20 protein-coding genes are annotated in these 24,725 nt (G+C 65.3%); 7 read left to right on the top strand and 13 right to left on the bottom strand.

Translation table 11 applies throughout. The annotated features are described in order from the left end of the window. The first annotated feature begins 85 nt into the window (after nt 1-85). Together J2W94_RS15545 and J2W94_RS15540 are read left to right on the top strand one after the other, a co-directional pair. Nucleotides 86-742 (top strand): protein-L-isoaspartate O-methyltransferase family protein, encoded by a 657-nt coding sequence (locus J2W94_RS15545; RefSeq protein WP_310095389.1) that lies wholly within the window; start codon nt 86-88, stop codon nt 740-742. A gap of 19 nt (nt 743-761) precedes the next feature. Then, the gene (locus tag J2W94_RS15540; protein WP_310095387.1) at nt 762-2,120 is read left to right on the top strand and encodes a TolC family outer membrane protein; all 1,359 of its coding nucleotides are present in this window, start codon (nt 762-764) and stop codon (nt 2,118-2,120) included. Between the two features lie 138 nt (nt 2,121-2,258). On the opposite strand, the gene waaA is transcribed toward J2W94_RS15540, so the two are convergent. After that, complete coding sequence (waaA, locus tag J2W94_RS15535; RefSeq protein WP_310095384.1) at nt 2,259-3,560, bottom strand: lipid IV(A) 3-deoxy-D-manno-octulosonic acid transferase; 1,302 nt, start codon at nt 3,558-3,560, stop codon at nt 2,259-2,261. Nucleotides 3,561-3,598: 38 nt separating this feature from the next. On the opposite strand from waaA, the gene lpxL reads away from it, so the two are divergent. Next, nucleotides 3,599-4,537 carry an LpxL/LpxP family Kdo(2)-lipid IV(A) lauroyl/palmitoleoyl acyltransferase gene (gene lpxL / locus J2W94_RS15530; protein ID WP_310095383.1) on the top strand — a complete coding sequence of 313 codons (939 nt, stop codon included), beginning with the start codon at nt 3,599-3,601 and terminating at the stop codon, nt 4,535-4,537. 75 nt (nt 4,538-4,612) lie between these two features. On the opposite strand, the gene J2W94_RS15525 is transcribed toward lpxL, so the two are convergent. From J2W94_RS15525 to J2W94_RS15500, 6 genes are all read right to left on the bottom strand, one after another. Continuing rightward, nucleotides 4,613-5,527 (bottom strand): lysophospholipid acyltransferase family protein, encoded by a 915-nt coding sequence (locus J2W94_RS15525; RefSeq protein WP_310095380.1) that lies wholly within the window; start codon nt 5,525-5,527, stop codon nt 4,613-4,615. Next, nucleotides 5,505-6,839: an O-antigen ligase family protein gene (locus J2W94_RS15520; RefSeq protein WP_310095378.1), complete on the bottom strand. Its 1,335-nt coding sequence runs from the start codon at nt 6,837-6,839 to the stop codon at nt 5,505-5,507. Before J2W94_RS15520 ends, J2W94_RS15525 begins: the two co-directional genes overlap by 23 nt. Then, nucleotides 6,814-7,947, bottom strand: coding sequence for a glycosyltransferase (locus J2W94_RS15515; RefSeq protein ID WP_310095375.1), 1,134 nt, complete (start codon nt 7,945-7,947; stop codon nt 6,814-6,816). The genes J2W94_RS15520 and J2W94_RS15515 overlap by 26 nt, the downstream gene beginning before the upstream one ends. A 38-nt stretch (nt 7,948-7,985) precedes the next feature. Continuing rightward, complete coding sequence (locus tag J2W94_RS15510; RefSeq protein ID WP_310095372.1) at nt 7,986-8,183, bottom strand: zinc-finger domain-containing protein; 198 nt, start codon at nt 8,181-8,183, stop codon at nt 7,986-7,988. 501 nt (nt 8,184-8,684) lie between these two features. After that, complete coding sequence (locus J2W94_RS15505) at nt 8,685-9,281, bottom strand: YceI family protein (RefSeq protein WP_310095370.1); 597 nt, start codon at nt 9,279-9,281, stop codon at nt 8,685-8,687. A gap of 60 nt (nt 9,282-9,341) precedes the next feature. Then, complete coding sequence (locus J2W94_RS15500; protein WP_310095367.1) at nt 9,342-9,932, bottom strand: malonic semialdehyde reductase; 591 nt, start codon at nt 9,930-9,932, stop codon at nt 9,342-9,344. A 148-nt stretch (nt 9,933-10,080) separates the two neighbouring features. Here J2W94_RS15500 and J2W94_RS15495 point away from each other — a divergent pair, with 148 nt between their 5' ends. Beyond that, nucleotides 10,081-11,031 (top strand): mitochondrial fission ELM1 family protein, encoded by a 951-nt coding sequence (locus J2W94_RS15495; protein WP_310095364.1) that lies wholly within the window; start codon nt 10,081-10,083, stop codon nt 11,029-11,031. A 121-nt stretch (nt 11,032-11,152) separates the two neighbouring features. Here J2W94_RS15495 and glnE read toward each other — a convergent pair whose 3' ends face one another. Further along, nucleotides 11,153-13,999 carry a bifunctional [glutamate--ammonia ligase]-adenylyl-L-tyrosine phosphorylase/[glutamate--ammonia-ligase] adenylyltransferase gene (gene glnE / locus J2W94_RS15490; protein ID WP_310095360.1) on the bottom strand — a complete coding sequence of 949 codons (2,847 nt, stop codon included), beginning with the start codon at nt 13,997-13,999 and terminating at the stop codon, nt 11,153-11,155. Continuing rightward, nucleotides 13,996-14,895 carry a LysR family transcriptional regulator gene (locus J2W94_RS15485; protein ID WP_310095358.1) on the bottom strand — a complete coding sequence of 300 codons (900 nt, stop codon included), beginning with the start codon at nt 14,893-14,895 and terminating at the stop codon, nt 13,996-13,998. The genes glnE and J2W94_RS15485 overlap by 4 nt, the downstream gene beginning before the upstream one ends. Before the next feature lie 117 nt (nt 14,896-15,012). Here J2W94_RS15485 and J2W94_RS15480 point away from each other — a divergent pair, with 117 nt between their 5' ends. Both J2W94_RS15480 and J2W94_RS15475 read left to right on the top strand, forming a co-directional pair. Further along, nucleotides 15,013-15,753 (top strand): SDR family oxidoreductase, encoded by a 741-nt coding sequence (locus J2W94_RS15480; RefSeq protein ID WP_310095355.1) that lies wholly within the window; start codon nt 15,013-15,015, stop codon nt 15,751-15,753. Between the two features lie 104 nt (nt 15,754-15,857). After that, nucleotides 15,858-16,763, top strand: coding sequence for an SDR family oxidoreductase (locus J2W94_RS15475; protein WP_310095353.1), 906 nt, complete (start codon nt 15,858-15,860; stop codon nt 16,761-16,763). A gap of 110 nt (nt 16,764-16,873) precedes the next feature. On the opposite strand, the gene J2W94_RS15470 is transcribed toward J2W94_RS15475, so the two are convergent. Next, entirely contained in the window at nt 16,874-18,538 is a 1,665-nt protein-coding gene (locus J2W94_RS15470; RefSeq protein ID WP_310095350.1) for a GMC family oxidoreductase, read from the bottom strand. Between the two features lie 358 nt (nt 18,539-18,896). Here J2W94_RS15470 and J2W94_RS15465 point away from each other — a divergent pair, with 358 nt between their 5' ends. Next, on the top strand, nt 18,897-19,289 hold the full coding sequence (locus J2W94_RS15465) for a DUF1801 domain-containing protein (protein ID WP_310095348.1): 393 nt from the start codon (nt 18,897-18,899) through the stop codon (nt 19,287-19,289). Nucleotides 19,290-19,338: 49 nt separating this feature from the next. Here the strand turns inward: J2W94_RS15465 and J2W94_RS15460 are convergent, their stop codons facing one another. The 3 genes from J2W94_RS15460 to J2W94_RS15450 all read right to left on the bottom strand — a co-directional run bounded on the left by J2W94_RS15460 (nt 19,339) and on the right by J2W94_RS15450 (nt 24,720). Then, entirely contained in the window at nt 19,339-20,526 is a 1,188-nt protein-coding gene (locus tag J2W94_RS15460) for a CaiB/BaiF CoA transferase family protein (RefSeq protein ID WP_310095346.1), read from the bottom strand. Nucleotides 20,527-20,647: 121 nt separating this feature from the next. Continuing rightward, nucleotides 20,648-22,531: a glycoside hydrolase family 127 protein gene (locus J2W94_RS15455; protein ID WP_310095344.1), complete on the bottom strand. Its 1,884-nt coding sequence runs from the start codon at nt 22,529-22,531 to the stop codon at nt 20,648-20,650. Next, nucleotides 22,528-24,720, bottom strand: coding sequence for a formylglycine-generating enzyme family protein (locus tag J2W94_RS15450; RefSeq protein ID WP_310095342.1), 2,193 nt, complete (start codon nt 24,718-24,720; stop codon nt 22,528-22,530). Before J2W94_RS15450 ends, J2W94_RS15455 begins: the two co-directional genes overlap by 4 nt. Nucleotides 24,721-24,725: the final 5 nt, after the last annotated feature.

Genomic DNA, 24,725 nt, shown 5'->3' with positions numbered 1-24,725 from the left:
ACGGCCATGCTGCTCCGCACCGCACGACCCTAAAAACGCGCCGCGACCCGCTAAACTGCGCGTCCCCCGCGCCGGATCACCACCCATGACGATCGATTACAACCAAGCCCGCGAAATGATGGTCGAGCAGCAGGTGCGCCCCTGGGAGGTCCTGGACGCGCGCGTGCTGGGTGTGTTGGCGACCCTGCCGCGGGAGAAGTTCGTACCCGAGATCCACCGCGCACTGGCCTATGCCGACGTGGAGATTCCGCTGGGCCATGGCCAGAAGATGATGAAGCCCGTGGTCGAGGGCCGCGCCCTGCAAGCGCTGTTGCTGCAGGAAGGCGACGAGGTGCTGGAGATCGGCACCGGCGGCGGCTATCTGGCCGCATGCATGGGTGCGCTGGCCCGCGAAGTGGTCAGCCTGGAGATCCAACCCGAACTCGCCGACCGCGCGCGCCAGCAGCTGGACGCCAGCGGCTACGGCAACAACGTGCGCATCGAAACCGCCGACGCCCTGCACTACGCCACCGAGCGCCGCTTCGATGCGATCTGCGTGACCGCGGCGATGACGGAAGTGCCGTCACATTTTTTGCAGTGGCTGCGTCCGGGAGGCCGGTTGTTCGTGGTCCGCGGCCATTCGCCGGTGATGGAAGCGGTGCTGGTGCACAACGACGTCAACGGCCCCCGCATAGAATCGTTGTTTGAGACCGACGTTCCGTATCTTGTCGGCGCCGCCCCGGTGCCGCAATTCGTCTTTTGATTTTCAGAAAGGAAACCGCATGAGTCGCCGCCCCCTCGTTCTCGCGCTCGCCCTGGCCCTGCCAACATCCCTATTGGGTGCTGGAGCAAACGCCACGGATCTGATGCAGACCTATGAACTCGCACGTACCGGCGATCCGCAACTGGCCGCCGCCGAATCCGGACGCCTGGCGCAGAAGGAAGGCGCCGTGCAGGCGCGCGCCGCGCTGTTGCCGCAGGTCAACGGCACCGCCTCGCTCAGCCGCAGCCGTAATGAACTGGACGCCGTGCCGGGTTCCACCACCAACACCAGCCGCAGCTACGGCGTCAGCGTCAACCAGTCGGTGCTCGACTTCAGCCGCTACTCCACCCTGCGCGGACAGCGCGCGCTGAGCCAGGCCGCCGATTTCGACCTGGAAGCGGCCAACGACGCGTTGATCACCCGCACCTCGGCGGCTTACTTCAATGTGCTGGTCGCGATCGAAACGCTGGCCGCGGCCGAAGCCCAGCAGACCGCGTTGCAGAAGCAGTTCGACTACGCGCAGAAGCGTCTGGACGTGGGCCTGGCTCCGATCACCGACGTGCACGAAGCCCGCGCCCAGTACGACAGCGCGCGCGCCAGCGTGATCACCAGCCGCAACGCCCTGAAGGATGCGTACGAAGCGCTGACCGAGATCACCGGCCAGCCGATCGCCAACCTGAAGGCGCTGCCGGACGATTTCCGTCCCGTACTGCCGACCGATTACGACGCCGAAGGCTGGGTCAACACCGCGGTGAGCACCAACCCATCGCTGAAGTCGCTTGAATATCAGGTGCAATCGGCCGAAGCCGGAGTTTCCACCGCACGCGCCGGCCATCTGCCCACCCTGTCGCTGGGCGCCAATTGGGGCAAGGACGCGGCGTGGGGCGATACCACCGGTGCCAACGGCGACGGTACCGGCACCACCATCGGCCTGACCTTGAGCGTGCCGATCTTCTCCGGCGGCGCCACCCAGTCGCGGGTGCGCGAGGCGCTAGCCAATCGCGATGCGGCGCAGGACGGCTACGAGCAGCAGAAGCGCGCCATCGTGCGCAATACGCGCAATGCCTACCAGACCCTGGAAGCGGGCATCAGCGAGATCGAGGCGCGCCGCCTGGCGTTGGTGTCGGCCAAGGCCGCCTACGAAGCCTCGCAGGTCGGATTGGAAGTCGGTACCCGCACCGTGCTGGACGTGTTGATCAACCAGCAGAACCTGTTCCTGGCCCAGCAGAACTACGCATTGGCCAAGTACAACTACCTGCAGAACCGACTGCTGCTGGACCAGGCAGCCGGCACCCTGGACGCCGACGACGTGCAGGACGTGAACCGTCTGCTGACCGCCGATGCGCAAGCGCAGCTCGCGCCCGGCGATGGTCAGTAACGACGCCTAAGGTCTTTGCGAGGCGGCACTTCGATTACGGCGGACTTCGGTTCGCCGTAATCGTTTGTGTAGGTCGGGGCCACGCCCCGACGCTACCCGCACCGTCGAGATATCACGCGTCGGGGACGTAGCCCCGACCTACGAATCCCCGTGCACCGGAAGATCGGCATCGATCATCTGCAAGGTTTTGGCCAGTGCGCCGCGTCCCTGTTCCACCAAGATGCGTCCCGCTTCGACGCATTTCCGGCGCGCCTCGGGATCGCCTAGCAATTCGGCGAGCGCGACCCCGACGCCGTGCGCATCCTCGGCGATCAGCAAGGCGCCGGCTTCCTTCAGCCGCTTGGAAATCTCGGCGAAGTTGTGCAGGTGGGGCCCGGTCACCATGGCCGTGCCCACCGCCGCCGGCTCGAGCAGGTTATGCCCGCCGATCGGTTGCAGGCTGCCGCCGACGAAGGCGACCTCGGCGCAGGCGTAGAACGACATCAGTTCGCCCAGCGTATCGATCACGAAGACATCGTCGCCGGCATTGGGCCAAGTCGATTTGCGGCGGGTAGCGACTTTCCAGCCGGCCGTTTGCGCTTGCTCGGCGACCCGGGGGAAACGTTCGGGGTGACGCGGCGCCCACAGCAGCAACAGGTCCGGCCATCGCTGCCTCAGCTCGCGGTGCAGGGCGATGACCGCCGCTTCCTCGTCCTCATGGGTGCTGGCCGCGATCCATACCGGCCGCTGCCCCGCCTGGTCGCCGAAAGCGCGCACGAAATCGGCGAGACCTTCCGGCGCGGCGATGTCGAACTTGAGATTGCCCGTGTCCACCACCCCGCCAGGCATCGCACCTAGAGCGACGAAACGCTTGCCGTCGAGCGTGGATTGCGCGCCGATCCGCTTGAGCGTGCGCACCACCCGTGAAATCAGCGGCGCCAGCACGCGGTAGCCGCGCAGCGAACGCGCCGACAGACGTGCGTTGAGGATATAAGTAGGAATGCCCTGGTCGCGGCAACCGAACAGCAAGTTGGGCCACAGCTCGGTTTCCATCACCAATGCCAGCCGCGGGCGATAGTGGCGCAGGAAACGCGATATCGCGCCTGGCAGGTCATAGGGCACATAGACGTGCTCGACTCCCTCGCCCCACAGGGCGCGCACGCGCTCGGAGCCGGTGGGAGTGATGGTGGTCACCAGCCAGCGCAGGTCCGGGTGCGCGCGGCGCAGCGCGTCGACCACGGGCACCGCGGCGTTGACCTCGCCCACCGATACCGCGTGCAGCCATACATCGATTCGCCGCTGCGGCTGCCCGTAGGAGGCGTAGCGTTCGTTCCAGCGCTGGAAATATTCGCGGAAACGAAAACCGCGCCAGACCAGGTGGTAGACCGTGACCGGCGTCAGTACATAGAGCACAGCCGAATACAGGCCACGCAGGAAACGCTCGGTCAGGTCCATCCGCATCGCGGAAGGATAACCAACTGAACCGTTAGAATCGCTGTATGGCCGAACTTGACCGCGTTGAAAGCCCTCGCCACGACAACGACCCGGCGCCGAAGGGCGTCCGCCAGTGGCCGGCATGGCTCGGCATCGGTCTGGCCGCCTTGCTGGCGCGCCTGCCGTGGCCACTGCAACGCGGCTTGGGCAGGTTGGCGGGCAGGTTCCTGCATGCAGTACTGCGCAGCCGGCGCCACATCGCCGAACGCAACATCGCCCTGTGTTTCCCGGAGTTGGACGCGGCACAGCAGGCATCCCTGGTGTACAGGAGTTTTTCCGAACTCGGCATCGGCCTGTTCGAATTCGCGCGCGCCTGGTGGGGCAGCGTGGAGCCGATGCGCCGCGATCTGCGCGTGGAGGGACTGGAGCATCTCGAAGCGGCGCGCGCAGGCGGGCGTGGCGTAATCGTGATTTCCGGCCACTTCACCACCCTGGAGATCTCCGCGCGGCTGATGTGCGATTACGCCCCGCTCGCCGGCATGTACCGTCCGCACGACCAGGGCGCGATGGAATGGGCGGTAAAGCACGGACGCCTGCGCTATGCGGCGCAGATGTTCACCCGCGAAGAGCTGCGGCCTGCGCTGAAGCACCTGAAACAGGGTGGGCTGCTGTGGTTCGCGCCGGACCAGGACACGCGCCGCGGCGAAAGCGTATTCGTGCCGTTCTTCGGCCTGCCCGCCTACAGCCTGACCTCCACCCACCAGCTCTCGCGGTTGTCCGGCGCCAGCGTGATCGCCTTCGCGCACGAGCGCCGCGCCGATGGAGGCTACACCCTGCGGCTGTCGCCGGCCTTCGAGGAATTCCCTTCCAAAGACGCCACCGCCGATACCGCGCGTGTGATGGCGGCGATCGAAGCGATGGTGCGCAAGGCGCCGGCGCAGTACTTGTGGATCCACCGCCGCTTCAAGCGCCAGCCGGATGGGCGTGGGAAACTTTACGAATGACGACGTAGGTCGGGGCTACGTCCCCGACATCACGTGCACCGTCTGGGGTTCATGCGTCGGGGGCGTGGCCCCGACCTACCGGTAGACGCTGGCTTCGCCCGGCGGTCGCGTCTTGAAACGCCGGTGCACCCAGAGATATTGCTCGGGATGTTGGCGCACGACCTGTTCCAGTTCGCTCATGTAGCGTGCGGCGTCGGCAGCGGGATCACCGCTGGGCCAACCGTTCCATTGCGCCTCGATGCGCAGACGGTAGCGGCCATCGTCGCCGCGATGGAACCAGAACGGCAGCACTGCCGCCTTGCCGCGCCGCGCCAGATCCGGCGTGGCGGTCAGCGTGGCCGCGGCCACGCCGAAGAACGGCACGAAGGCGTTCTGGTAGGTGAAGTTCTGGTCGGCCGAATACGCCACCACTCCACCTTGCGACAGCGTGCGCAGCAGGCCTCGCACATCCTTCTTGGCGATGGTGCCGGCGAACGCGCGACGACGGGCGCCATCGAACATCGCTTCCAGGCAGCGGTTGTTGTTGCGGCGTACCACCACGTGCACCGGTTGTCCTGAGACCTGCTGCAAGAGGCGCGCGGCCAGTTCGGAATGGGTGAAATGGCCGCCGAACAACAACACGCCGCGGCCCGATGCGGTGGCCGCGCGAAGATGTTCGAGTCCTTCGACTTCGGCCAGACCTTCCAACACCGACGTCGGCGCGTACCAGGCACGCAACAGTTCCAGCGCGCCGGTGGCGGTGGCGCGTACGTTTTCGCGCAACAGACGGCGTCGTTGCGCGCCGTCCAGCCCGGGGAAACACAAGGCCAGATTGATGCGCGCGTAGCGCCGCCGCTTACCCAGCAGCGGCCACATCAGAACGCCGAGCAAGCTTCCCAGGCCCAGCAGCAAGGACTGCGGCAACCGTGCGATGCCGGCGGCCAACAGATCGAGCGGCGCGATGAACCAGCAACGCGCCTTTCCGGTCTCAGTCGCGCTGGTTTCGGTCATGTTCCCTGGCCAACAGGCTGCCCGAATACAGCGCCGCCAGCATCAACGCCAGCCCGCCCCAGAAGGTGGAATAGAACGCCAGATGGGTGTTGAACGGAAACACGGTGACGCCCAACGCCAGCATCGCCGGGCGCGCGCGTTCCCGCGCTTCGGGTGTCGCGTAGCGCCAGGCGCGCCAGGCCAGCGCCGCGCCGGCCAACCACAGCAGCAGGCCGATGACGCCGGTTTCGGCCAGTATTTCCAGCACGATTTGGTGAGCGTGATGCGCAGGCCCGGCACCCCAGGCCGGTTGCGTGCCGGGAGACGGATCGCAGGCCGGGTATTCCTCGCGGAAATTGCGCGTGCCCACACCGTTGATCGGATGTTGTCCGATCATGCAGGTGGCCGCCCGCCAGATCTGCGCGCGCCCGGAGAGGGCTACATCGACTCCGCTTTCGTCGGCGGCCAGGGCTTGCGTGGTGCGCTGGATGCGCTCGCGGAACTGCGGCGACACCAGATTCAACACGATCAGCGACAACGCGCCGAACGCGAACACAGCCAGCAGTTTCTTCCAGCCGAGCAAGCGCCAACCGGAGAAAACCAGCACCAGCCCGTAAGTCAGCCATGCGGCGCGCGCGCCCGCCAGCAGGATCACCAGACCGATCGCAGCCGACGCCAGCACCCAGCCGAGCATGCCGAAACGCTTGCCGAGTGCGAACAACGCGAACGGCGACAGGCTGGCCAGGACCACGCCAAGTTTCAGGTTGCAGGGACCCAGGAAGCCACTGAGACGGTCCAGCGCAAGCGTGTCTTCGGCGGTGCACATGCCGTGGCCGCTGATGAGCTGCTTGAGCTGGTCCAGCCCCCAGAACAACGGACTGGTGCCGAAGGCGACCTGCAGCAACGCATCGACCGTCCACACCGTGACGATGACCGCCAGACCGCCGAAGGTGGTGCGCCGGCCCTTTTCATTGGCGACCGCGGCCGCCACCAGCCACAGGAACGGCAGATAGCGCAGGCCGGTGCCCACTTTGTAGAACGCATGCGAAGGATCGGTGGCATCGAATGCGGAAACGAGTTGCGGCACCCAATAGGCCAGGAACAAGGCGCTGGTCAGCGCCCACGCCGGTCCGCTGAGCAGACGCATGCCGCCGCGAAAACGCACCAGCAGCAGGCGCGCGATCGCGGCCAGCGCGCCCAACACCATCACCCCTTCGGCCACGCCGGAAGCGGGCCACAAGGCGACGAAGGTCAGGACCCAGGCGGGCGCCCAGCGCCAGCCATGGCCAGCGGCAGGAGCGGTGTCGTCAACGGGAAGCGCGTTCGGATTCATCAGCGAGTTCTTGGTAAAGATCCAGCGTGGCGTCCTGCATCGCACGCAGGGTATAGGGCATCGTAGCCAATGGCGACGGCGGATGGGTCAACAGCGCGTTGGCCTGCGCGAGCAGTGCGGCTTCGTCGAAAGGCGGCACCGCGCCTTGCGGCTGCAGCTCGGCCAGCAATTCGCCCACGCCGCCATGCGCCCAGCCCAGCACCGGGCGGCCCACCGACAGCGCTTCGATCACGGTACGCCCGAAGGATTCGGGTTTGCGCGACAGCTGCAGCACCAGGTCGCAGGCGGCGTAGGCATCGGCGATGCGCGAAGTGGCGGCGGTGAAGGCCGTTGCCTCCGCGATACCCAGTTTCGCGGCCTCGGCTTCCATCTCGGCGATATAGTCCTCGCGCCCTGCTTCGCGCGCGCCGGGCAGCCAAAGGCGTGCGTCGCTACCGTCGCGACGCAGAGCCGCGAGCAGGCGCAATGCATCGATGTGGCCCTTCAAGCGGGTACCGCGCCCGGGCAACAGCAACAAGGGCGCTTCGCCCGCGAGCTGCGGATACTGCTTCGCGAATTCGGACCGCAATGTCCGCTCGGGCCACGCCGCGCGAGGAAACTGGGCGGTGTCTATGCCACGCGGTATCACCCGCAATTTATCCGCATCCGTTTGCGGATAGTGCTGCAGCACGTAGCGACGCACCGTGTCGGAAACGCAGATGACGCGCTCGCCGTAGGTCATGACCGCGCTGTAGCGGCCGGGCGAATTGAGCCCGTGCATGGTGGTGACGAAACGCGGGCGCTGCGCTTGCGCGATGCCCTGCACCGCCTTCAAGCCCAGCCACGCCGGCAGACGCGAACGTGCGTGCACGATATCCGCGCGTTCGCGAACCAGCAGTTTCCGCAGCGTGGGCAGGTGTCGGAAGGTAAACAACGATTTGCGCCCGATATCCAGCGCAACATGCTCGGCGCCGGTCTTCTGCAAGGCCGGCAACAGGCGGCCGCCTGCGGAAACGACGATGGCGCGATGGCCGGCTTCGACCAGGGCCTGGGAAATTTCGAGGGTGGAACGCTCCACACCGCCGGATTCGAGCGCGGGAAGCAGCTGTACGACCGTCAGGCGACGCATCGGCGCAGGGCCTGTGCGTGCGGGATCAACACGCCGAATCAATCAGCAAGAACGAAATGCGAGCCGCAGTAAGGGCATTGCACGTCCTTGTTCGGCGCCTCTTCGATGGCCAGGTACACGCGCGGATGCGAGTTCCACAGCGCCATCGACGGCAACGGACAGCTAAGCGGCAGGTCGCTGCGATGCACGGTGTAGCGCTTCTCGGCATTGGCGGGCGCGGTGGCGGTCTGGCTCATGGGGATTCAGTCGGTCGGTGCGAGACGCCAGTCTAACAGCCGGCTAGATACCGCAAAAGGGAAAGGGGTATGGCTTGAAGCTCTTGCTTATGCTCTTCAATGCTCCGTGAGGCGCGGCAAAAGGGGCGGGCAAACCCCGCAGGGGCGGCGCACAAGGATGTGCGCCGTTTCCGGAGGCGCAGGATGCGCCTTCCGGAAATTCCCGCCCCTTTTGCGGACCCAGCGGCTTTATCGCTGGGCGCGGCGTAGAGCCTGCCCCGTACTTGATACGGGGGCGGCTTTCTTTTGGTTACTTTTCTTTGCCGTTCAAAGAAAAGTGACTCGCGCAAAGCGCGAAACGCTTTTTCTTCGAAGCAAGGATAAAGACCAAAGCAAGATCAAGAGCACCCCTCCTCAATCCTCCCCTGCGCTGCGCGCAAGGGAGGAGGCAAAAGCAGAAAAGCAAAACGCCGGCCGCGGTGACCGCGGCCGGCGCTTCGTACAGCGTTTCGCTTGCGAGAATTACTCGGCCTTGGGCACGATCGCCTCGGTGGTGATGCGCAGCGATACGTCGTCGCTCACGTTCGGCACGTACTTGCCCAGGCCGAACTCGCTGCGCTTGACCGTCGCGGTAGCGTCGAAACCGACCGCGGCGCGCTTGGCCATCGGCTGCTCGCCTGCCTTGTTCAATTTCACTTCCAGCACCACCGGCTTGGTCACGCCCTTCACGGTCAGGTCGCCGGTGACTTTCAGCTTGCCCTCGCCCGCGGCTTCCACCTTGGTGCTCTTGAAGGTGGCGGCCGGATACTTGGCCGCATCGAACCAATCGGCGCTGGTCAAATGGTCGTAGAAATCAGTAGCCAGCGCGCTCAACCCGGTCAACGGCAGCGTGACCTGCACGCTGGAGGCGGAAACCTTGTCCGCGTCGTAAACGATGGTGCCGTCGGCATTGCCGAAATTGACGCTCGGGTTGGAGAAGCCGAAGTGGCTCCAGCTGGCGATGACGTTGGTGTGGTTGGGATCGATCTTGTAGGTGATGGCACCACTGGTACCAGCGGGCGCGGCGAAAGCGGAACCGGCGAACGCGAACAGGGCGGCAACGAGCAGGGTCTTGCGCATGACGTGACTCCTTGGTGTTTAGGATTGATGGAAACAGAAAGCGGGTTGGGGCTAAGTGAACTATTCGATGCGCGCCGCTTCGTCGAAGGACAGCCGCGGCGAACGCGGGAACAGGCCGGCAGAATCGCCATAACCCAGATTTACGAGAAAGTTGGACTTGACGGTGGTGCCGGCGAAGAACGCCGCATCGACCTTGGCGTTGTCGAAACCGGACATCGGGCCTGCGCCCAGGCCCAGCGAACGGGCCGCCAGGATCAGGTAGGCGCCCTGCAGGCTGCTATTGCGGAAGGCGGCGTCATGGCGATTCTCGCGCGGGCCGTCGAACCAGGCCTTGGCATCGGTATGCGGAAACAAATACGGCAGCTTTTCGTGGAAGTCCTCGTCGTAGGCCACGATTACGGTCACCGGCGCGGCCATGGTTTTGGCCAGGTTGCCTTCGGACAGGGCGGGCCTGAGCTTTTCCTTGGCCGCGGGCGACTTCACGAACACGAAGCGCGCCGGCGACATATTGGCCGAGGTCGGGCCCCACTTCAGCAAGTCGTACAGCGCACGCAGCTGCGCGTCCTCGATCGGGCGGTCCTGGTAGGTGTTCTGGGTGCGCGCGGTACGGAACAACTGGTCCAGCGCGTTGTCGTTCAAGACGTCTGACATGTCACATCCTTGGAGGGATCAAGTGATTCGAAGGATTCGCGAGGCAGCGCAAACCGAGGCGCGCAGTGTAGAGTGTCCCGGCAATGGCAACATCAAGCCAGTTCGGAACGGATTGTTTTAGTTTCTGGAACAAAGCCCCGCAGATCCCATGGATTCGACACAGCTCTGGACCCTCACCGACGGTCATGCAGGAAACCGCCGCCAGGCCGATGCGCTGGCCGCGGCGTTGGATTGCGGACCCGCCAAGGACTGGCTGCTGGAACCGCGCCTGCCCTGGAACATGCTCGCACCGCGCAGCTTCCCTGGCGCCGACCATGCCTTCGGATCGGCGTTCGCACTGGCGCTGGCGCAGCCGCCGCGACTGGCCATCGGTTGCGGTCGCCAGGCCGCGCTGGCCACGCGCCTGCTGCATGAGCGCGGCGGCAAGGTGGTGCAGATCCTCGATCCGCGCATCGACACCCGATACTGGGATCTGGTGGTCGCTCCCGAACACGATCTGCTTGCAGGCGACAACGTCATCACCCTGCTCGGCAGCCTGAATCCTGTCGACGAGGCCTGGCTCGCACGGGCGCGCGAGGCTTTCGCGGTATTCGCCGAACTGCCGCAACCCCGCACTGCCGTCCTGTTGGGAGGCTCCAGTTCGCACGCACGCTTCGATCGCAGCGCCTTCGAGGTGCTGGCCTCGAAACTGGAAGTCGCGCTGGCGCGCGAGGGCGGCAGCGTGTTGATCACGACTTCGCGCCGCACCCCTGCCGACCTGATCGCCGCCTTGCGCCATCGCTACGTGGAGACGCCCGGCGTGGTTTGGTGCGGAGAAACCGATGGGGCCAATCCTTACGAAGGGTTGTTGGCGTGGGCCGACCGCATCGTGTGCTCGCCGGATTCGGTGAACATGGTGTCCGAAGCCTGCGCGACGGAGGCGCCGGTCTTCGTCTTCGATCCTGCGCGCGTCAGCGGCAGGCCGCGCAGGTTCCTGGATTCGTTGCTGGCGCATGGCCGCATCCGCGCGATGGATACGCAGTTGGCGCCGTTCGAGGTGAAACCGCTGCGGGAAACCGCGCGCGTGGCGGCGCTGGTGCGCGAACGTCTGTCCCTCTAATTGCTCTCTTTATTCCGTTCGTGGTGAGCCTGTCGAACCACGCTCTTGGCGCATGGTTTCAGTTCGTAGCAAGCCATTTGCTCCGCGAAAAGCGTGGTTCGACAGGCTCACCACGAACGGATTATTGAATCGGTTGGCTGTCCGCTGCCAAGTCGAACCCCAAGCCATGGCGCGACACCTCCTCTCGCACCACCGCGCGCGCGGAAAGAGTGGCCTCGCCCTCAGGCAGTAGCCGCGGACGCCGGTCCAGCGTGCAATTCAGGCCTTCGGACACGAAATATCCGTGGACGCACAACAACGACTGCGCCTGCGTTTCGTCCAGCGTGCCGGCCGCCCGCAGCGCGTCGATCAATCCCTGCGTGTCGCGCGGCTCCAGCAAGGCGGCATGCGAGGAAGAATCCCGCAGCACCAGGAACTGCAGCAGGAACTCCAGATCGACCAGTCCGCCGGCGCCCTGTTTGAGATCGAACCTCGCCGCATCGCTGCGATCCAGTTCGGCGCGCATCTTCAGGCGCATGCTGCCGACTTCTTCCTGCAGCTTTCGCGCATCGCGCGGTTGCGACAGAGTCCGTTCGCGGATCGCGTCGAATTCGGACAGCAGCGAGGCGTCGCCGGCGACGCCTCGTGCCCGTACCAGCGCCTGGTGCTCCCAGGTCCAGGCGCGTTCGAGCTGATAGTCGCGGTAACTGGACACCGACGACACCAGCAAACCTTTGGCGCCGTCGGGCCGCAGGCGCACGTCCACGTCGTACAGACGCCCCGCGCCGGTGGCCGCACCCAGCAAGGCCACCAACTTCTGGGCCAGACGCGCATACCAGCGCCCCGCTTCCAACGAACGCGTGCCGCTGGAGATAGCAGAAGGATCGGCATCGAACAGGAACACCAGGTCCAAGTCGGAACCGAAACCGAGCTCCTCGCCTCCGAGGCTGCCGTAACCGATCACCGCGAAGCGCCCACCAGCGACTTCGCCATGCGCGGCGACCACTTCGGCATGCACCATGCGCAACACCACGCGCACCACTTCTTCGGCCAGCCACGCCAGCTGCCGCATGCTGTCGCGCGCGGACTGGCGGCCGTCCAGCGCAGCGAGCGCGATGCGGAAGCTCAGCGCGAGGCGCTTCTCGTTGAGCGCGCGCAAAGCGGTTTCGGGATCGTCCTCGTGCAGGGCCGGCTCGCATTCGCGACGCATGACCTCGCGGTCCGGCATGGGTCCGCCGACGCGCGTATCAAGCAGTTCGTCCAGCAGCAGCGGATACAGCGCCAGGCGTTCGGCCAGCAAGGCGCTGCGCGCCACCACGTCCACCAGGCGATTCAGGGCGCTGGGCTGTTCGTCGAGCAAGGCCAGATAACTGGCGCGGCGAAGGATCGCGCGCAGCAGGACCAGCAGCCGTTTGATCGCCGCATCCGGTTGCGAGGATCGCGCCGCGCCCTCCAGCAAGGCCGGCAGGACGCGATCCAATCGCGCGCGCGCGCCATCGGAAAGACCGAGCACGCCGCCGGAATTGGCGAAATCGCGCAAGGCCGCATCGGCGCTGGCCGGATCGCCGAATCCCGCGGTCGCCAGCGCTTCCGCGTTACCCGAGTTCGGCAGCGCGCGCCAATAGCCGCTCAGCACGCCCGGTGTAACGTCGCGTTGCCGCGGCGCCAGCAGTTCGCCGAACTCCGCCGCGACCCGCGCGCGCTGCGCTGCCAACGCCGCGTCCAACGCGCCCCAGTCCGGATAGCCGAGGCACTGGGCGATGCGCGCACGGTCCAACGGATTTTCCGGCAGTGCATGGGTCTGCGCGTCGCGCAGCATCTGCAGCCGGTTCTCGAGCTTGCGCAGGAAGCGGTAGGCGTGGATCAGCGCATCGCCGTCTTCCTGCGATATCTGCCGTGTTCGCATAAGAGCGTCCAGCGCAGGAAGCAGGCGGCGCTCGCGCAGCGTGGCTTCGCGCCCGCCGTGGATCAGTTGCAGCGCCTGGGCCAGGAACTCGATCTCGCGAATGCCGCCCGGACCGCGCTTGATGTCGTCGGCAAGCTCGCGACGCGCGACTTCGGCGGCGATGGCGGCTTTCATCTCGCGCAGGCCATCCAGCGCAGTGAAGTCCAGGTAGCGGCGATACACGAACGGACGCAACGTCTGCAGCCATTGTTCGCCCGCTTCGATATCGCCGGCCACCGCGCGCGCTTTCAGCCAGGCGTAGCGCTCCCAGTCGCGGCCTTCGCGCTGGAAGTACTGATCCATGCCGGCGAAGGAAAGCGCCACCCTGCCCGCGTTGCCGAACGGCCGCAGGCGCAGATCGACGCGATGGCTGAATCCATCGACGGTCGGTTCGTCCAGCAGTTTGGCCAGGCGTTGGCCCAGGCGCGCGAAGTAGTCCTCCGCCGCCAACGAACGCGCGCCATCGGACTCGCCGCCCTGCGGATAGGTATAGACCAGATCGATATCGGAAGAGAAATTGAGTTCGCCGCCGCCCAGCTTCCCCAATCCGAACACGACCAGCCTTTGCGCGCTGCCGTCGGCGGCGCGCACCACGCCATGCCGTTGGGCGAATTCGGTTTCCAACGCCTCCAGCGCGGTGCGCAGGCAGTTCTCCGCCAGCCGCGTGCTGCCGGCCAGAATCGCATCGACCTCATCGAGACCCAGCACGTCGCGCCAGACCAGGCGGGTCGATTCGGCGGCACGGTAGCTGCGCAATTGCTCCGGCCATTGCGTCGATCGTTCCGCCGATAGCACGGGTGGGGCGAACGCTTCAGCGCCTTCATCGCGCTTGAGCGTCGCCAGCAACCCAGGCTGCTTGCGCAACGTCTCCAGCGCGAAATCGCTGGCGGCGATCACCTTGCCCACGCGTTCGGCGAAGGTCGCGTCCTCCAGCAATGCGGCCGCTTCGGCCGAACGCGCGCGCAGGCCAGCCAGGCCGCGCTCGACCAGTGCCCCGATCAACGCTGTGGTCGCGTCGTTTCCCATGACCGGCGATTGTGTCATGCGCTGCGTCCGGCATCGGCGAACACTTCCACCAGCCAGTCGATGAACACACGCACGCGCGGAGAGAGCTGGCGGTTGCGCGGATACAGCAGCGATACCGGCGAAGGCGCGGGCGGATGATCGGGCAACACCTCCACCAGCGTGCCGCGCTCGAGATCCGCTTCCAGGTTGTAGCGCGGCGCCTGGATCAGCCCCAGTCCCAGCCGTGCGGCTGCGGAATAGGTCTCGGCGCCGGTGACGGAAAGTTTGGTCGGCAAGGTCACGTTGCGGGCAACGCCGTCCTTGATGAATTCCAGAGGCAGCAATGCGCCGGTGGCCGAAGAACGGAAGCCGACCATGCGATGGCCCTGCAAGGTCTCGATGCTGGTCGGCACGCCGAATTCGGCCAGGTAGGCCGGCGACGCGCAGGTCACTTCCGCCAGCATCGCCACGCGCCGCGCCACCATGTCGGTGTCCCGCGGTTCGCCGACGCGCAGTACGCAATCGACCCCTTCGCGCACCAGATCCACCCAGCGATCGCCCTCGCCCATGAACAATTCGAGATCCGGGTAGCGGGCCAGGAACATGGGCAGCCCCGGCAACACGAACCGGCGCGCCAGCGTGCCCTGCACGTCGACGCGCAGCAGTCCGCGCGGCTTGGCCCCGGCGAACGCGGCTTCCGCGTCTTCGATATCGCCCAGGATGACCAGGCATCGGCGGTAATACGCCTCGCCGTCCAGGGTCGGGCTGACCGTACGCGTAGTCCGCTGCAGCAAGCGCACGCCCAGACGGGTTTCCAGCTGTTTGATGGCGTCGGTGGCGGTGGAACGCGGCAAACCCAGGTCCTGCGCCGCCTGGGTGAAGCTGCGCTGCTCGACCACCCGAATGAAGACCCGCATCGTGTCGAATCGATCCATAGATTGTTCGCTATATCCGACAGATGATTCCGGATTTTGGTGGATTATCCGCAGGAAGGAAAGGCGCATCTTTCCCTCACCGGCTGCTGCCGGCCTTCCCCTTCCCGAGGACACCCCATGAGCACCACCACTTCCCGCATCGCCCTGGTCACCGGCGCCTCCCGCGGTATCGGCGCCGCCATCGCCCAGCGCCTAGCCCGCGACGGTCATGCCGTCATCGTCAATTACTCCGGCAATGCCGCAGCCGCCGAGCAGGTCGTCCGCAATATCGAGAGCGGCGGCGGCAAGGCCCTGGCCGCACAGGCCGATGTGGCCGACGCGACCGCGGTGGCGCGCATGTTCGATTCGGCCGAAGCGGCTTTCGGCGGCATCGACGTGCTGGTCAACAACGCCGGTATCCTGAAGCTGGGCGCGATCGGCGCCAGCGACGATGCGCTGTTCGACACCCAGATCGCCGTCAACCTGAAAGGCACTTTCAACACCTTGCGCGAAGCTTCCAGGCGCCTGCGCGACGGCGGTCGCATCGTCAACTTCTCCACCAGCGTGGTCGGTACGAAGATGGAGAACTACGGCGTGTATGCCGCGACCAAGGCCGCGGTGGAAACGCTCACCGCGATCCAATCCAAGGAACTGCGCGGCCGCAACATCACCGTCAATGCGGTAGCCCCCGGTCCGACCGCGACCGATCTGTTCCTGGACGGCAAGCCCGACGAGCTGGTGCAGCGCATGGCGAAGATGAATCCGCTGGAACGCCTGGGCACGCCGGAGGACATCGCCGCCGTTGTGGCCTTCCTGGTCGGCCCGGATGGCGGTTGGATCAACGGCCAGGTGCTGCGCGCCAATGGCGGCATGGTCTGACCTTCCGGCGCGATATCGCCTCCCCTAACGAATTCCCTAGCAAATCCGCTCGCTTCCTCAACCAGGCGCGTCCGTGATGGATGCGCCGATACCGGAGAACTGCCATGAACAACGCAAAAGTCATCGTCATCACCGGCGCATCCAGCGGCTTCGGCGCGCTCACCGCCCGCGCCCTGGCCCGCGCCGGCCATACCGTCTACGCCGGCATCCGCGACACCGCTTCGCGCAATGCGCCGCAGGTCGTTGCCGCGCGGCAATTCGCACGCGAGCACGAGGTGGATTTGCGGACGGTAGAACTGGACGTGCAATCGGACGCATCGGTCGAGGCCGGCATCGCGCAGGTCATCGCTGAAACGGGCAGGATCGATGTGATCGTGCACAACGCCGGCCACATGTCCTACGGCCCGGCCGAAGCGTTCACGCCGGAACAGTTCGCCCAGCTTTACGACATCAACGTGCTCAGCGCGCAACGCGTCAACCGCGCCGCATTGCCGCAGTTGCGCGCACAGCGCCAGGGACTGGTGGTGTGGGTATCGTCGAGCAGCGTGCGCGGCGGCACCCCGCCGTTCCTGTCGCCGTACTTCGCGGCCAAGGCGGCGATGGATTCGCTGGCCGTGTCCTACGCCGGTGAGCTGGCGCGCTGGGGCATCGAAACCAGCATCGTCATGCCCGGCGCCTTCACCAAGGGCACCAACCACTTCGCCCATTCCGGCAAGCCCGACGACACGGCGCGCTCGGCCGAATACGACAGCGGTCCCTATGCCGGCCTTTCCGAGCAGTCGCTGAAGGCATTGGCTTCGCTGGAGCCGGCCGATGCGGATGCCGCCTCGGTGGCCGAGGGAATCGTACGGGTGGTGGACACGGAGTTCGGCCAGCGTCCGTTCCGCGTGCATATCGATCCCTCGCGCGACGGTTGCGAGGAAGTCAGCGAGGTGGGCGATCGGATCCGGGTGGAATTCCTGCAACGCATCGGGCTGCAGGATCTGTTGCTGCCGCGGGTCGAAGGCTGACCTGGACTCACGCTTTCCTCTTGCTTCTCCACTCCCGCGAAAGCGGGAATGGAGAAGTCGTGTCGGAAACGCTAATCACTCGTCGAAAGCGGAGAGGAAACGCGCGGTATTCAAAGCACCATCGCGATATCGCTGAGCGTGCGCAGATGTTCGGCGAGCCGCATGCTCAGGGCGACGATGGTGAAGGTCGGAAACGCCCAACCTCCGGTCGGAAACACCGAACTTCCGACCACGTAGAGATTGTCGACGCCGTGCACCCGGCATTGGCGATCGACCACGCCAAGATTCGGATCATCGGACATGCGTGTCGTCCCCAGATGATGCGCGGTGCCGCGAAGCTGCGGAACCGCTTCGTTGCCTTCCTGCAGCCACGGTTCGAGTTGGAATTTTCCTCCGCACGAATTCGCGAGCTCGGCGCCGAACAGGCCGGCGGCGGTCCGATAGGTGTGCCAATCGAGTGCGGTAAGTCGCCAGTCGACACAGACCTTGCGTTGCCCCAGCGCATCGACTTCATCGCCCAGCATGACCCGGCTATCGGGATTGGGCGCCTGCTCGAAGTATCCGATCACGTCGACGTAATCGCTCTTGACCGTAGGCTTGTCGGTCAGCTTGCGCCAGACTGCTTGCGCGATGTCCCAGGTGCCCATGCCCACGCGCAACCCCAGCTTGCCGATCCCCTCCTTGGCCTGCCCATCGTCGTCGCCTGACGCATCGCTTTTCCGCGCGGCCCGCATCATCCCTTCCAGGGCCAGGCTCTCGTCCCGCACGGGAAAAAGCGCATTCTTCAGATCGCGCAGCGCCTGTATTCCCTTCGGCGTGGGAGCTTCCACGGCAACGGGACGGACGCGTCCGCTGAGCAGTTGATGCGCCTGCACTGCCTGATCCGACAGACATAGCTCGGGAAACGAAGGCGCCGGACCTTTGCCACCGCTGCGATCGTAGGGTCGCGTGAGCGGATCTGGTGCGTCGGTGAATAAAGTGCCGAGTTTGCCGCTGGGGTGATCCATGAAATAGCGCCCCACCAGGTCCCGGTCGTTGCCCAATCCGTTCGGCGCCACGGAGTTGGATAACAGCAGGAGCCGCGCATTCTCGATACCCCCGCACGCAAGTACGTAGCGCCGAGCATGGATCAAACCCCTGCGCCCATCCAGCGCGCCGATGCGGGCCTGACGAACGGAAGCTCCAGCGGGTGCGGCCTCGAACTCAAGCAGGTTGGCGTGCAGCAGGACGGTAATGTTCGCGGCCCGTTCGAGTTCGGACCGATACGCGTCGCCGAAGAAGACCGGGCTGAGCACGAAGTTCTGGTTGACCAGCTTGTTGGTGTCGAAAGCAACCGGCGGCCGGGCGGGCGGGGTAAGGAACGTGCCGTCGGCGAAATCGTGCGACTCGATACCGCAGACCGCCTGCGCACGCCGGTAATACGGTTCGATTTCGTCGTAGGAAAGCGGCCAGCCGCTATGCGGAACCCAATCGCGCGGTCCTAGATCCAGAGTGCTCAACGGAACGCAACCACCGCCCCATACGTTGCAGCTGCCTCCGAACGCACGCATCCGCGAAGTCGCTGGATCCAGTTCGAGGGATCCGACGGAAGTGCCTTCGTACAGTTCCTGGTTCCGGTCTTCGCCGGCAAGGCCGCCGCTTTCGACCAGGCATACGTTGAGCGAAGTTCCGATGAAGCTGCGAGCGATCGAGATTCCCGCAGGGCCGGCGCCGATGATGCAAATATCCGCAAAAAAATCGTCCGGACCAGACCTGTCAAGGTAGTCGATGATCATCGCCACTCCTGGAAGCGCGCATTCGCGCGCAGAGCCCACTAGTGCAAGCTAACGAACATCGACACCTTTCCCGGCCATAAACGATAGCCAGGAACGTCTGCCGCGGTCTTCGGCGCTCAGTGTCCGCTGGACAGGAATCGTGGACGCACTCCCAGCCTCGTGGCGATATATCTTGGGTTTGCGGCCTCGTGACCCTGCAGTCGGCACGGCGCAGCCGCATGGCGAGCAGCGTGACTCCTTGCCGGTCAGCGGCACCGGCTCTGCCCGGATGCTGCACCGCAAATTCGGCGTAAAGTTCGGCTCTGCTCGTGCGGGCACGTACCCGTCACACGACTTTTCATCCGGAGTACTACTCGATATGGCCATGAAAAAATCGGTGCCCGCTGCCAATCCCGACGCCTATGTGGCGAGCCTCGACGGCTGGCAACGCGGATGCGTCGAGGATTTGCGTGCGGCGGTGCGTTCCGCGGCGACGCTGGAGGAAGTCGTGAAATGGGGCCACCTGGTCTATCTGTCCAACGGTCCGGCGCTGCTCATACGCGCCGAGGAACAGCGGGTGTTGTTCGGATTCTGGCGGGGACAGCGACTGCGCGAGATCGAGCCGGGACTCAAGCCTGGCGGGAAATACGAGATGGCCACACTGGAATTGCGCGAAGGAATGAACGTCAGTGCCGCGACCGTGCGCCGTCTGACCAAGGAAGCGGTGACGCTCAACAAAACGCTTGGGGATCCTACGCGCTTGACCAAGTGATGCGGATTTACGATCCGCTCAGCGCTTGCGGAGGACCAGCCCGGAGATTTCAGGCCTTGCGGGCGTTCTGCGAAGCTGGCGCGTCATCCGCCCCGGTATCGACTTCATGGAATACCGGCGCGGCGAAGGGATCCGGGCCCGGCGTGCGGCCGAACTTGATCGGACGGGTAACGCCGCGGTAGCGGCCGATGACGGGGTGTTCGATGTCGCCCACCATTTCTTCGGCCAGCACCTGCGGATGATCGAACATGTCCTCGACCCGCAGCGCGGCGGCGCAAGGCACCTCGTCGCCGAACAGCGCTTCCCATTCCAGCGCGCTGTGCCGGGTCAGCGCGGCGTGCAGGTGCGGGACGATCTCGTTAGCATGGTCGGCGCGCTTGCGCACCGTGTCGTAGCGTTCGTTCTGCTCCAGCATGTGCAGACCGGTTTTTTCGCACAACGCCTTCCAGAAGCGCGGCGTGTTGGCGGAGATGTAGATATGGCCTTCGCGCGTGGGATGGATGCCGGTGACGCCGCCGGAGCGCATGTCGCGGCCGATATCCAGCGATTCGCCCTCGGCCCAGATCATCCGCGCAGACTGCATGGTCAGCGCGCTGCGTAGCAGCGACACGCCGACGAACTGGCCCAGTCCGCTACGTTCGCGTTCGTACAGGGCGGATGAAACGCCGGCGGCCAGCAACGCGGCCGCGTAATAGTCGACGACCGAACCGTAGATGATTTCCGGCGCGCCGCCGCGCTTGCCCTGCAGCGCGCACATGCCGGTCATGGTCTGCAGCACCTGATCGTAGCCGGCCTTGTCCTTCATCGGTCCGGTCTCGCCGTAGCCGGTGACGGCGCAGTAGACCAGGCGTGGATTGATGAAGCTCAGTTGCTCGTAGCTGATGCCCAGGCGCTTGGGCACGCTGGGGCGGAAGTTGTGCACCAGCACGTCCGCCTCGCGCACCAGCTTCAGCAGCGTGGCGAAACCCTGCGGTTTCTTCAGGTCCAGGGTCATGCCCTGCTTGCTGCGGTTGACGCCCAGGAAAGCGCGGCTTTCGGCCTGCAGCGTGGACGGATATTTGCGCAGGTTGTCGCCATCCGGCGGCTCGATCTTGAGCACGTCGGCGCCCTGGTCGGCCAACAGCGTGCAGCCGTACGGACCGGCGATGTAGGCGCTGAGATCGAGCACGCGCACGCCGCTCAAAGGACCGGCGGCGCCGGTGCGGCCTGCGAACGCGAACGGGGATTCAGTCGCCATACGATCCTTTCCCTCTACCTCATCCAATAATGCTGGCGAAAAGTCTGCTTCATGATCGTCCGCTTTAACAGGTTGGCTTGCTAGCTTCTGACGGCACAATTTCTTGCTTGAGGGGCCGTGCTCAGTCCGGTGGAGGCGACGCTTGTCCGGGCGCGAGCGAGAACCAGGTCAGCCGCCAAGCGCCATGTTCGCGGCCGCCGGCCCGGTAATACGGCACCAGCGTCAACGGCGCACGGCCCAGACCGTGCAGGTGGATCATCGGGCCCTCGCGACTTTCCCCAGGCGCCTGGTGCAGCCATTCGTCGATCGGGGCATCGGCAAGGCGCAGCGTTTCCTCGGTCTTGAAGCCGTCGATCAGATCGCTGGCGTAGACCAAAGGTCCGCGTGTTATCGCCAGGTATTGGTAATGCATCACCTGCTGGCGCACCGGCGAGCCATCAGGCGCGCGCGATTCCTGGATGTTCTGCTGCACGCGTCGATGCGCGACAGGCGGCATCGGTAACTCGAGAGCCGCGACATCGCCCGACCGCCATTCGCGCTCGATGACGGCATAGGCGCCGGACGCCGCCTGCATAGGCGGGCTGCCATCGTTGATGGCGACGGTCGCGTCTTCGGCCCATTGCGGGATGCGTATGGAAATGGCGAAACGCGCCGAATGTTCGCAGGACACCTGCAGCTCGATGCCGCCTTCGAATGGATACGCAGTTACCTGCGTCAGTGTGACCTTGCCGGCCTGCGGATGGGAGAAGACAGCTTCGCCCGGGCCGAGTAGATTGACCGTGAGGTCACCGGTCCGTGATTTCGTGTAAGCAAGCCCGGGCAGTTCCTCGATCGCCATCGCTCCGCTGGACTTGCAGCAACGCCAATAAGTCGTATGCACGCGGCGGCCGTTGGGGAAGGAGTAGTAGCACCAGTCCTGGCCGTCGGGCGCCATCGCGCCGAGCAGATCGTTGTAGGCCGTGCGTTCTATCTCCTCGGCGTATTTCGCTTCGCCGGTGATCGCCAGCAGTTCGCGATTGAGCTGCACCCAGGCCAGAATGGAACAGGTTTCCACATAGCCTTGCGGACTGAACACCCCGGCCGGATTGAACACCTCGCGCGAGCGATGCGCCACCCCGCCCCACGGACCGCCCCCCAGCGTGAGGTGATGGGCGCGGATGCTTTCCCACACGTGGTCGACCGCCTCGCGATAAGAAGCGATGCCGGTGGCCTTGTGCAGTTTCGCCAACCCCACCAGGTTCCAGGCCAGCTGGTAGGCCTTGCCGGTGGCGATCTCCGATGCATCGGCGCCGGCGAGCACGCGCTGCAGCAGAGCCAGGTCCGGATTGCTGTCGGCCTGCTCCAGCACCAGCTGCGCGAGGGCCAGGTAACGCGGTTCGCCGGTGGCAAGGTACAGCTCCACCGCCGGATCCATCAGCACGGTGGCCGACATGCCGTGATGATTGCCCAGTTCGGTGATGTCGATGCCTTGTTCGGCGAGCGTGCGCCAGCACAGGTCGCCGATCTTGCGCGCAGCCTGCAGGTATTGCGGTTTGGGGAAATGCTTGTGCACTTCCAGCAGACCGAGGATCAGATAGCTGTGCGTCCAGATGTCCCAGGTGCGCACGCTGGGCGCGCCGTCCCAGGTGCCCGGCTTGGGCGGCTGCTTGCGCATGAAGCGGTGATCTGGCGCGTAGGTGCCCAGATAGCCATCGGCTTCCTGCACGCCGACCAGATAGTCGGCGACGCGCAGCAGGTTGGCGACCAGGCGCGCATCGCCATCGCGTGCGGCCGACTTGGCGGCGGCATAGAGCCACTTGCCGGCGTGTTCGCCGTACCAGTCTCCTTCTTCGTTCTTCGCGGCGCGTGCCGGATCGAAGATCTCTATGGCCGGACTGGTTTCATCGACGATGAAATGCGACAGACGCCCCGACTGGTTCGCGGCAAGCGCCTCGCCCAGCAGTCCGCCCAGCCGTACCTGCGCAGAAGACGGCGAAGCCATCGCGTTGTTCGGACTCAGGTTCATTCCGCATCCACGACGCAACGGAAACCCACGCCACCCGAGCGATCCTTGCCCGGCGACATCAACAGGTATTTGCCATGCTGGTCGAGCCGGTAAGCCTGCGGAAAATACCAGTGCGAGGTCTGCGGACGGTAGGAGCTGCCGCCACGCAGCGCCGCGGCACGGGTGTGTTCGTCGAAATATTCGTCGGTCCATTGCCAGACATTGCCGACCAGATCCAGGACCCCGAAAGGACTGGCGCCCTCGGGATGCGCATCGACATCGGCAGGCGAGCGCAACCGGCGTTCGCGATTCGCAGCGGGTACCGCCGCGGCATTCCAGGCATCGCCCCAGGGATAGACGCGTCCGTCGCTGCCCTGAGCGGCGTACTGCCATTCCCACTCATGCGGCAGGCGCTTGCCGGCCCATTGCGCGTAGGCGCGCGCGTCCTCGATCGACACCCAGGTCACCGGCTTATTCTCCCAACCCGCCGCCGGTGCGCCTTCGATCCAGTCGCGCAGGAAGTTGTGGGCGTCGCGCGGCCGGTAGCCGCTGTCGTCGACGAAGCGCTTGAACTGCGCATTGCTGACCGGAGTGCGGTCGATGTGGAACGAGCGCATCCGCATCAGTTTGCGATGCCCGCGGCGCGCGCTGTTTTCCCAGGGGTATTGGAAGTCGACGCCGTCCCAGGTCTGGCCTTCGATCTCGATGCCGCCGACCACGAAGTCGAATTCGCCAGCGGGGATCGTGACCATGCCTTCCGCGGCTTCGGCCACGGGCGCGGTGCGCGCGATATCGACCAGGGTCTGCGGGATCGACTTCCACTGATTGGACAGCGATTGCAACGGGGTTTTGGCGAAGCCCTTCATCAGCTCGAGGAAGGCCTCGAGGTCCGCATCCTGCACGCCCGCCTCCAACGCCAGCAAGGCGCCGTAACCCTTCCCTTCCAGCGTCATCGCCAGCGTTGCCTTGCCATCGGCCAGGCGCGGCTGCAACGGCACGCCATTCCACGCGTCGAAGTAACGCGTGCCTTCCGCATGCGGAACGGCGATCTGCTCGCCGCGCACTTCGTACTCGTTGCGGTTGACGATATTCCACAGGGTCCTGCCTTCGCCCGGAAAGCGGCTGGCGAACACGCCGGCCTGCAGGGTGGCGGCGTACGGTTGCCAGTCCATGCTGACCATCAGCGGCGCGAACTTGCGCTCGACCGTGGCGATGCGACGCAAAGTGGCGGCGTCGCGCGGGGTGAACTGGTTCCAAATGCCCCAGACGTTCTCCCATGCGTTGTAGCCCACGCCGTTGAAGAAGATGTACTGCAGATCGTTGCTGCGGTCGCGGCCCCAGCGGTTCTCGTAATTGATCATGTGGCGCGGTTCCAGCCACTTGAACTTGGCCACCGACGGAATCACATCCGTCGGCACCTTCTTGCCCCAGCTCTGCACGTTCCAGATCAGGTGCTCCTCGGCGCTGATCGTCGATTCGGGCTGCACCACCACCGGACAACCGAGCGCGTCGCAGGCGTCGAAAAAGGCGCGCGGAACGCCGTTGTAGGTGTCGCCGTTGATGCCGTCCGCACCGGTTTGCTTGACCAGCCGCGCGATCGCGAGCCAGTCCGGTTCGCCCTGCTCGCGGGTGCCGTTGTCCCACGGCATGGTCGGCAGGAACACCTTCACCCCGCGTCGGTGGAAATCGGCGACCACGCCGCGGATGCCTTCCACGCCGCCCGGCAGATCGTGGATGAGATCGAACTGGTTGCGATCGTCGATGCCGATGTTGGGGTAGATGTACCAGAGCAACACGCTGTCCAGACCGCCGAAGCGTTCCTCCAGATCGTCGAGATAACGGTCGACGGTGTATTTCCCCATCGCCGGATCGTAGAAGTAGCGGTCCTCGATCATCATCTGCGCATGCACGAAGTTGCGCTGCGCCCATTGCAGTTCCGGGCGCCGGTAGTTGGCGTCGTCGTAGCCGATACGGGTGAGATGTTCGCGGCGCCAATCGGTCAGTTCGCGGATCCAGTCGCCAGCGGTGCCGTTGACGTCCATCTTCCAGTGGCCGATCTCGGCGAACGGCCAGCCCGGCGCCTTGCCCGGCGTGGGCAGGTAGCGCTGGGTGGTGACGTGGGAGAACTTGTATTCGGTCCTGATCTCCGGCCGTTCCTCGCGGTCGCGATCGTCTGGCAATGGCGCTGTGTTTTCCGGGCTTGCGGTCATGGGCT

It is taken from the genome of Pseudoxanthomonas sacheonensis, assembly GCF_031455975.1.
In the GTDB taxonomy this organism is placed as follows: Bacteria; Pseudomonadota; Gammaproteobacteria; order Xanthomonadales; family Xanthomonadaceae; genus Pseudoxanthomonas_A; species Pseudoxanthomonas_A sacheonensis_A.
This window is presented reverse-complemented; position numbering and strand designations above follow the sequence as displayed.

What these genes read in the sequence shown, in the direction of transcription:
- J2W94_RS15520 (WP_310095378.1), bottom strand. Translation starts at nt 6,839, where the DNA reads ATGAATCCGAACGCGCTTCCCGTTGACGACACCGCTCCTGCCGCTGGC.
- J2W94_RS15515 (WP_310095375.1), bottom strand. Translation starts at nt 7,947, where the DNA reads ATGCGTCGCCTGACGGTCGTACAGCTGCTTCCCGCGCTCGAATCCGGC.
- J2W94_RS15505 (WP_310095370.1), bottom strand. Translation starts at nt 9,281, where the DNA reads ATGCGCAAGACCCTGCTCGTTGCCGCCCTGTTCGCGTTCGCCGGTTCC.
- J2W94_RS15485 (WP_310095358.1), bottom strand. Translation starts at nt 14,895, where the DNA reads ATGGATCGATTCGACACGATGCGGGTCTTCATTCGGGTGGTCGAGCAG.
- J2W94_RS15475 (WP_310095353.1), top strand. Translation starts at nt 15,858, where the DNA reads ATGAACAACGCAAAAGTCATCGTCATCACCGGCGCATCCAGCGGCTTC.
- J2W94_RS15525 (WP_310095380.1), bottom strand. Translation starts at nt 5,527, where the DNA reads ATGACCGAAACCAGCGCGACTGAGACCGGAAAGGCGCGTTGCTGGTTC.
- J2W94_RS15465 (WP_310095348.1), top strand. Translation starts at nt 18,897, where the DNA reads ATGGCCATGAAAAAATCGGTGCCCGCTGCCAATCCCGACGCCTATGTG.
- J2W94_RS15450 (WP_310095342.1), bottom strand. Translation starts at nt 24,720, where the DNA reads ATGACCGCAAGCCCGGAAAACACAGCGCCATTGCCAGACGATCGCGAC.
- J2W94_RS15500 (WP_310095367.1), bottom strand. Translation starts at nt 9,932, where the DNA reads ATGTCAGACGTCTTGAACGACAACGCGCTGGACCAGTTGTTCCGTACC.
- J2W94_RS15470 (WP_310095350.1), bottom strand. Translation starts at nt 18,538, where the DNA reads ATGATCATCGACTACCTTGACAGGTCTGGTCCGGACGATTTTTTTGCG.
- J2W94_RS15460 (WP_310095346.1), bottom strand. Translation starts at nt 20,526, where the DNA reads ATGGCGACTGAATCCCCGTTCGCGTTCGCAGGCCGCACCGGCGCCGCC.
- J2W94_RS15545 (WP_310095389.1), top strand. Translation starts at nt 86, where the DNA reads ATGACGATCGATTACAACCAAGCCCGCGAAATGATGGTCGAGCAGCAG.
- J2W94_RS15455 (WP_310095344.1), bottom strand. Translation starts at nt 22,531, where the DNA reads ATGAACCTGAGTCCGAACAACGCGATGGCTTCGCCGTCTTCTGCGCAG.
- J2W94_RS15480 (WP_310095355.1), top strand. Translation starts at nt 15,013, where the DNA reads ATGAGCACCACCACTTCCCGCATCGCCCTGGTCACCGGCGCCTCCCGC.
- glnE (WP_310095360.1), bottom strand. Translation starts at nt 13,999, where the DNA reads ATGACACAATCGCCGGTCATGGGAAACGACGCGACCACAGCGTTGATC.
- J2W94_RS15540 (WP_310095387.1), top strand. Translation starts at nt 762, where the DNA reads ATGAGTCGCCGCCCCCTCGTTCTCGCGCTCGCCCTGGCCCTGCCAACA.
- lpxL (WP_310095383.1), top strand. Translation starts at nt 3,599, where the DNA reads ATGGCCGAACTTGACCGCGTTGAAAGCCCTCGCCACGACAACGACCCG.
- waaA (WP_310095384.1), bottom strand. Translation starts at nt 3,560, where the DNA reads ATGCGGATGGACCTGACCGAGCGTTTCCTGCGTGGCCTGTATTCGGCT.
- J2W94_RS15495 (WP_310095364.1), top strand. Translation starts at nt 10,081, where the DNA reads ATGGATTCGACACAGCTCTGGACCCTCACCGACGGTCATGCAGGAAAC.
- J2W94_RS15510 (WP_310095372.1), bottom strand. Translation starts at nt 8,183, where the DNA reads ATGAGCCAGACCGCCACCGCGCCCGCCAATGCCGAGAAGCGCTACACC.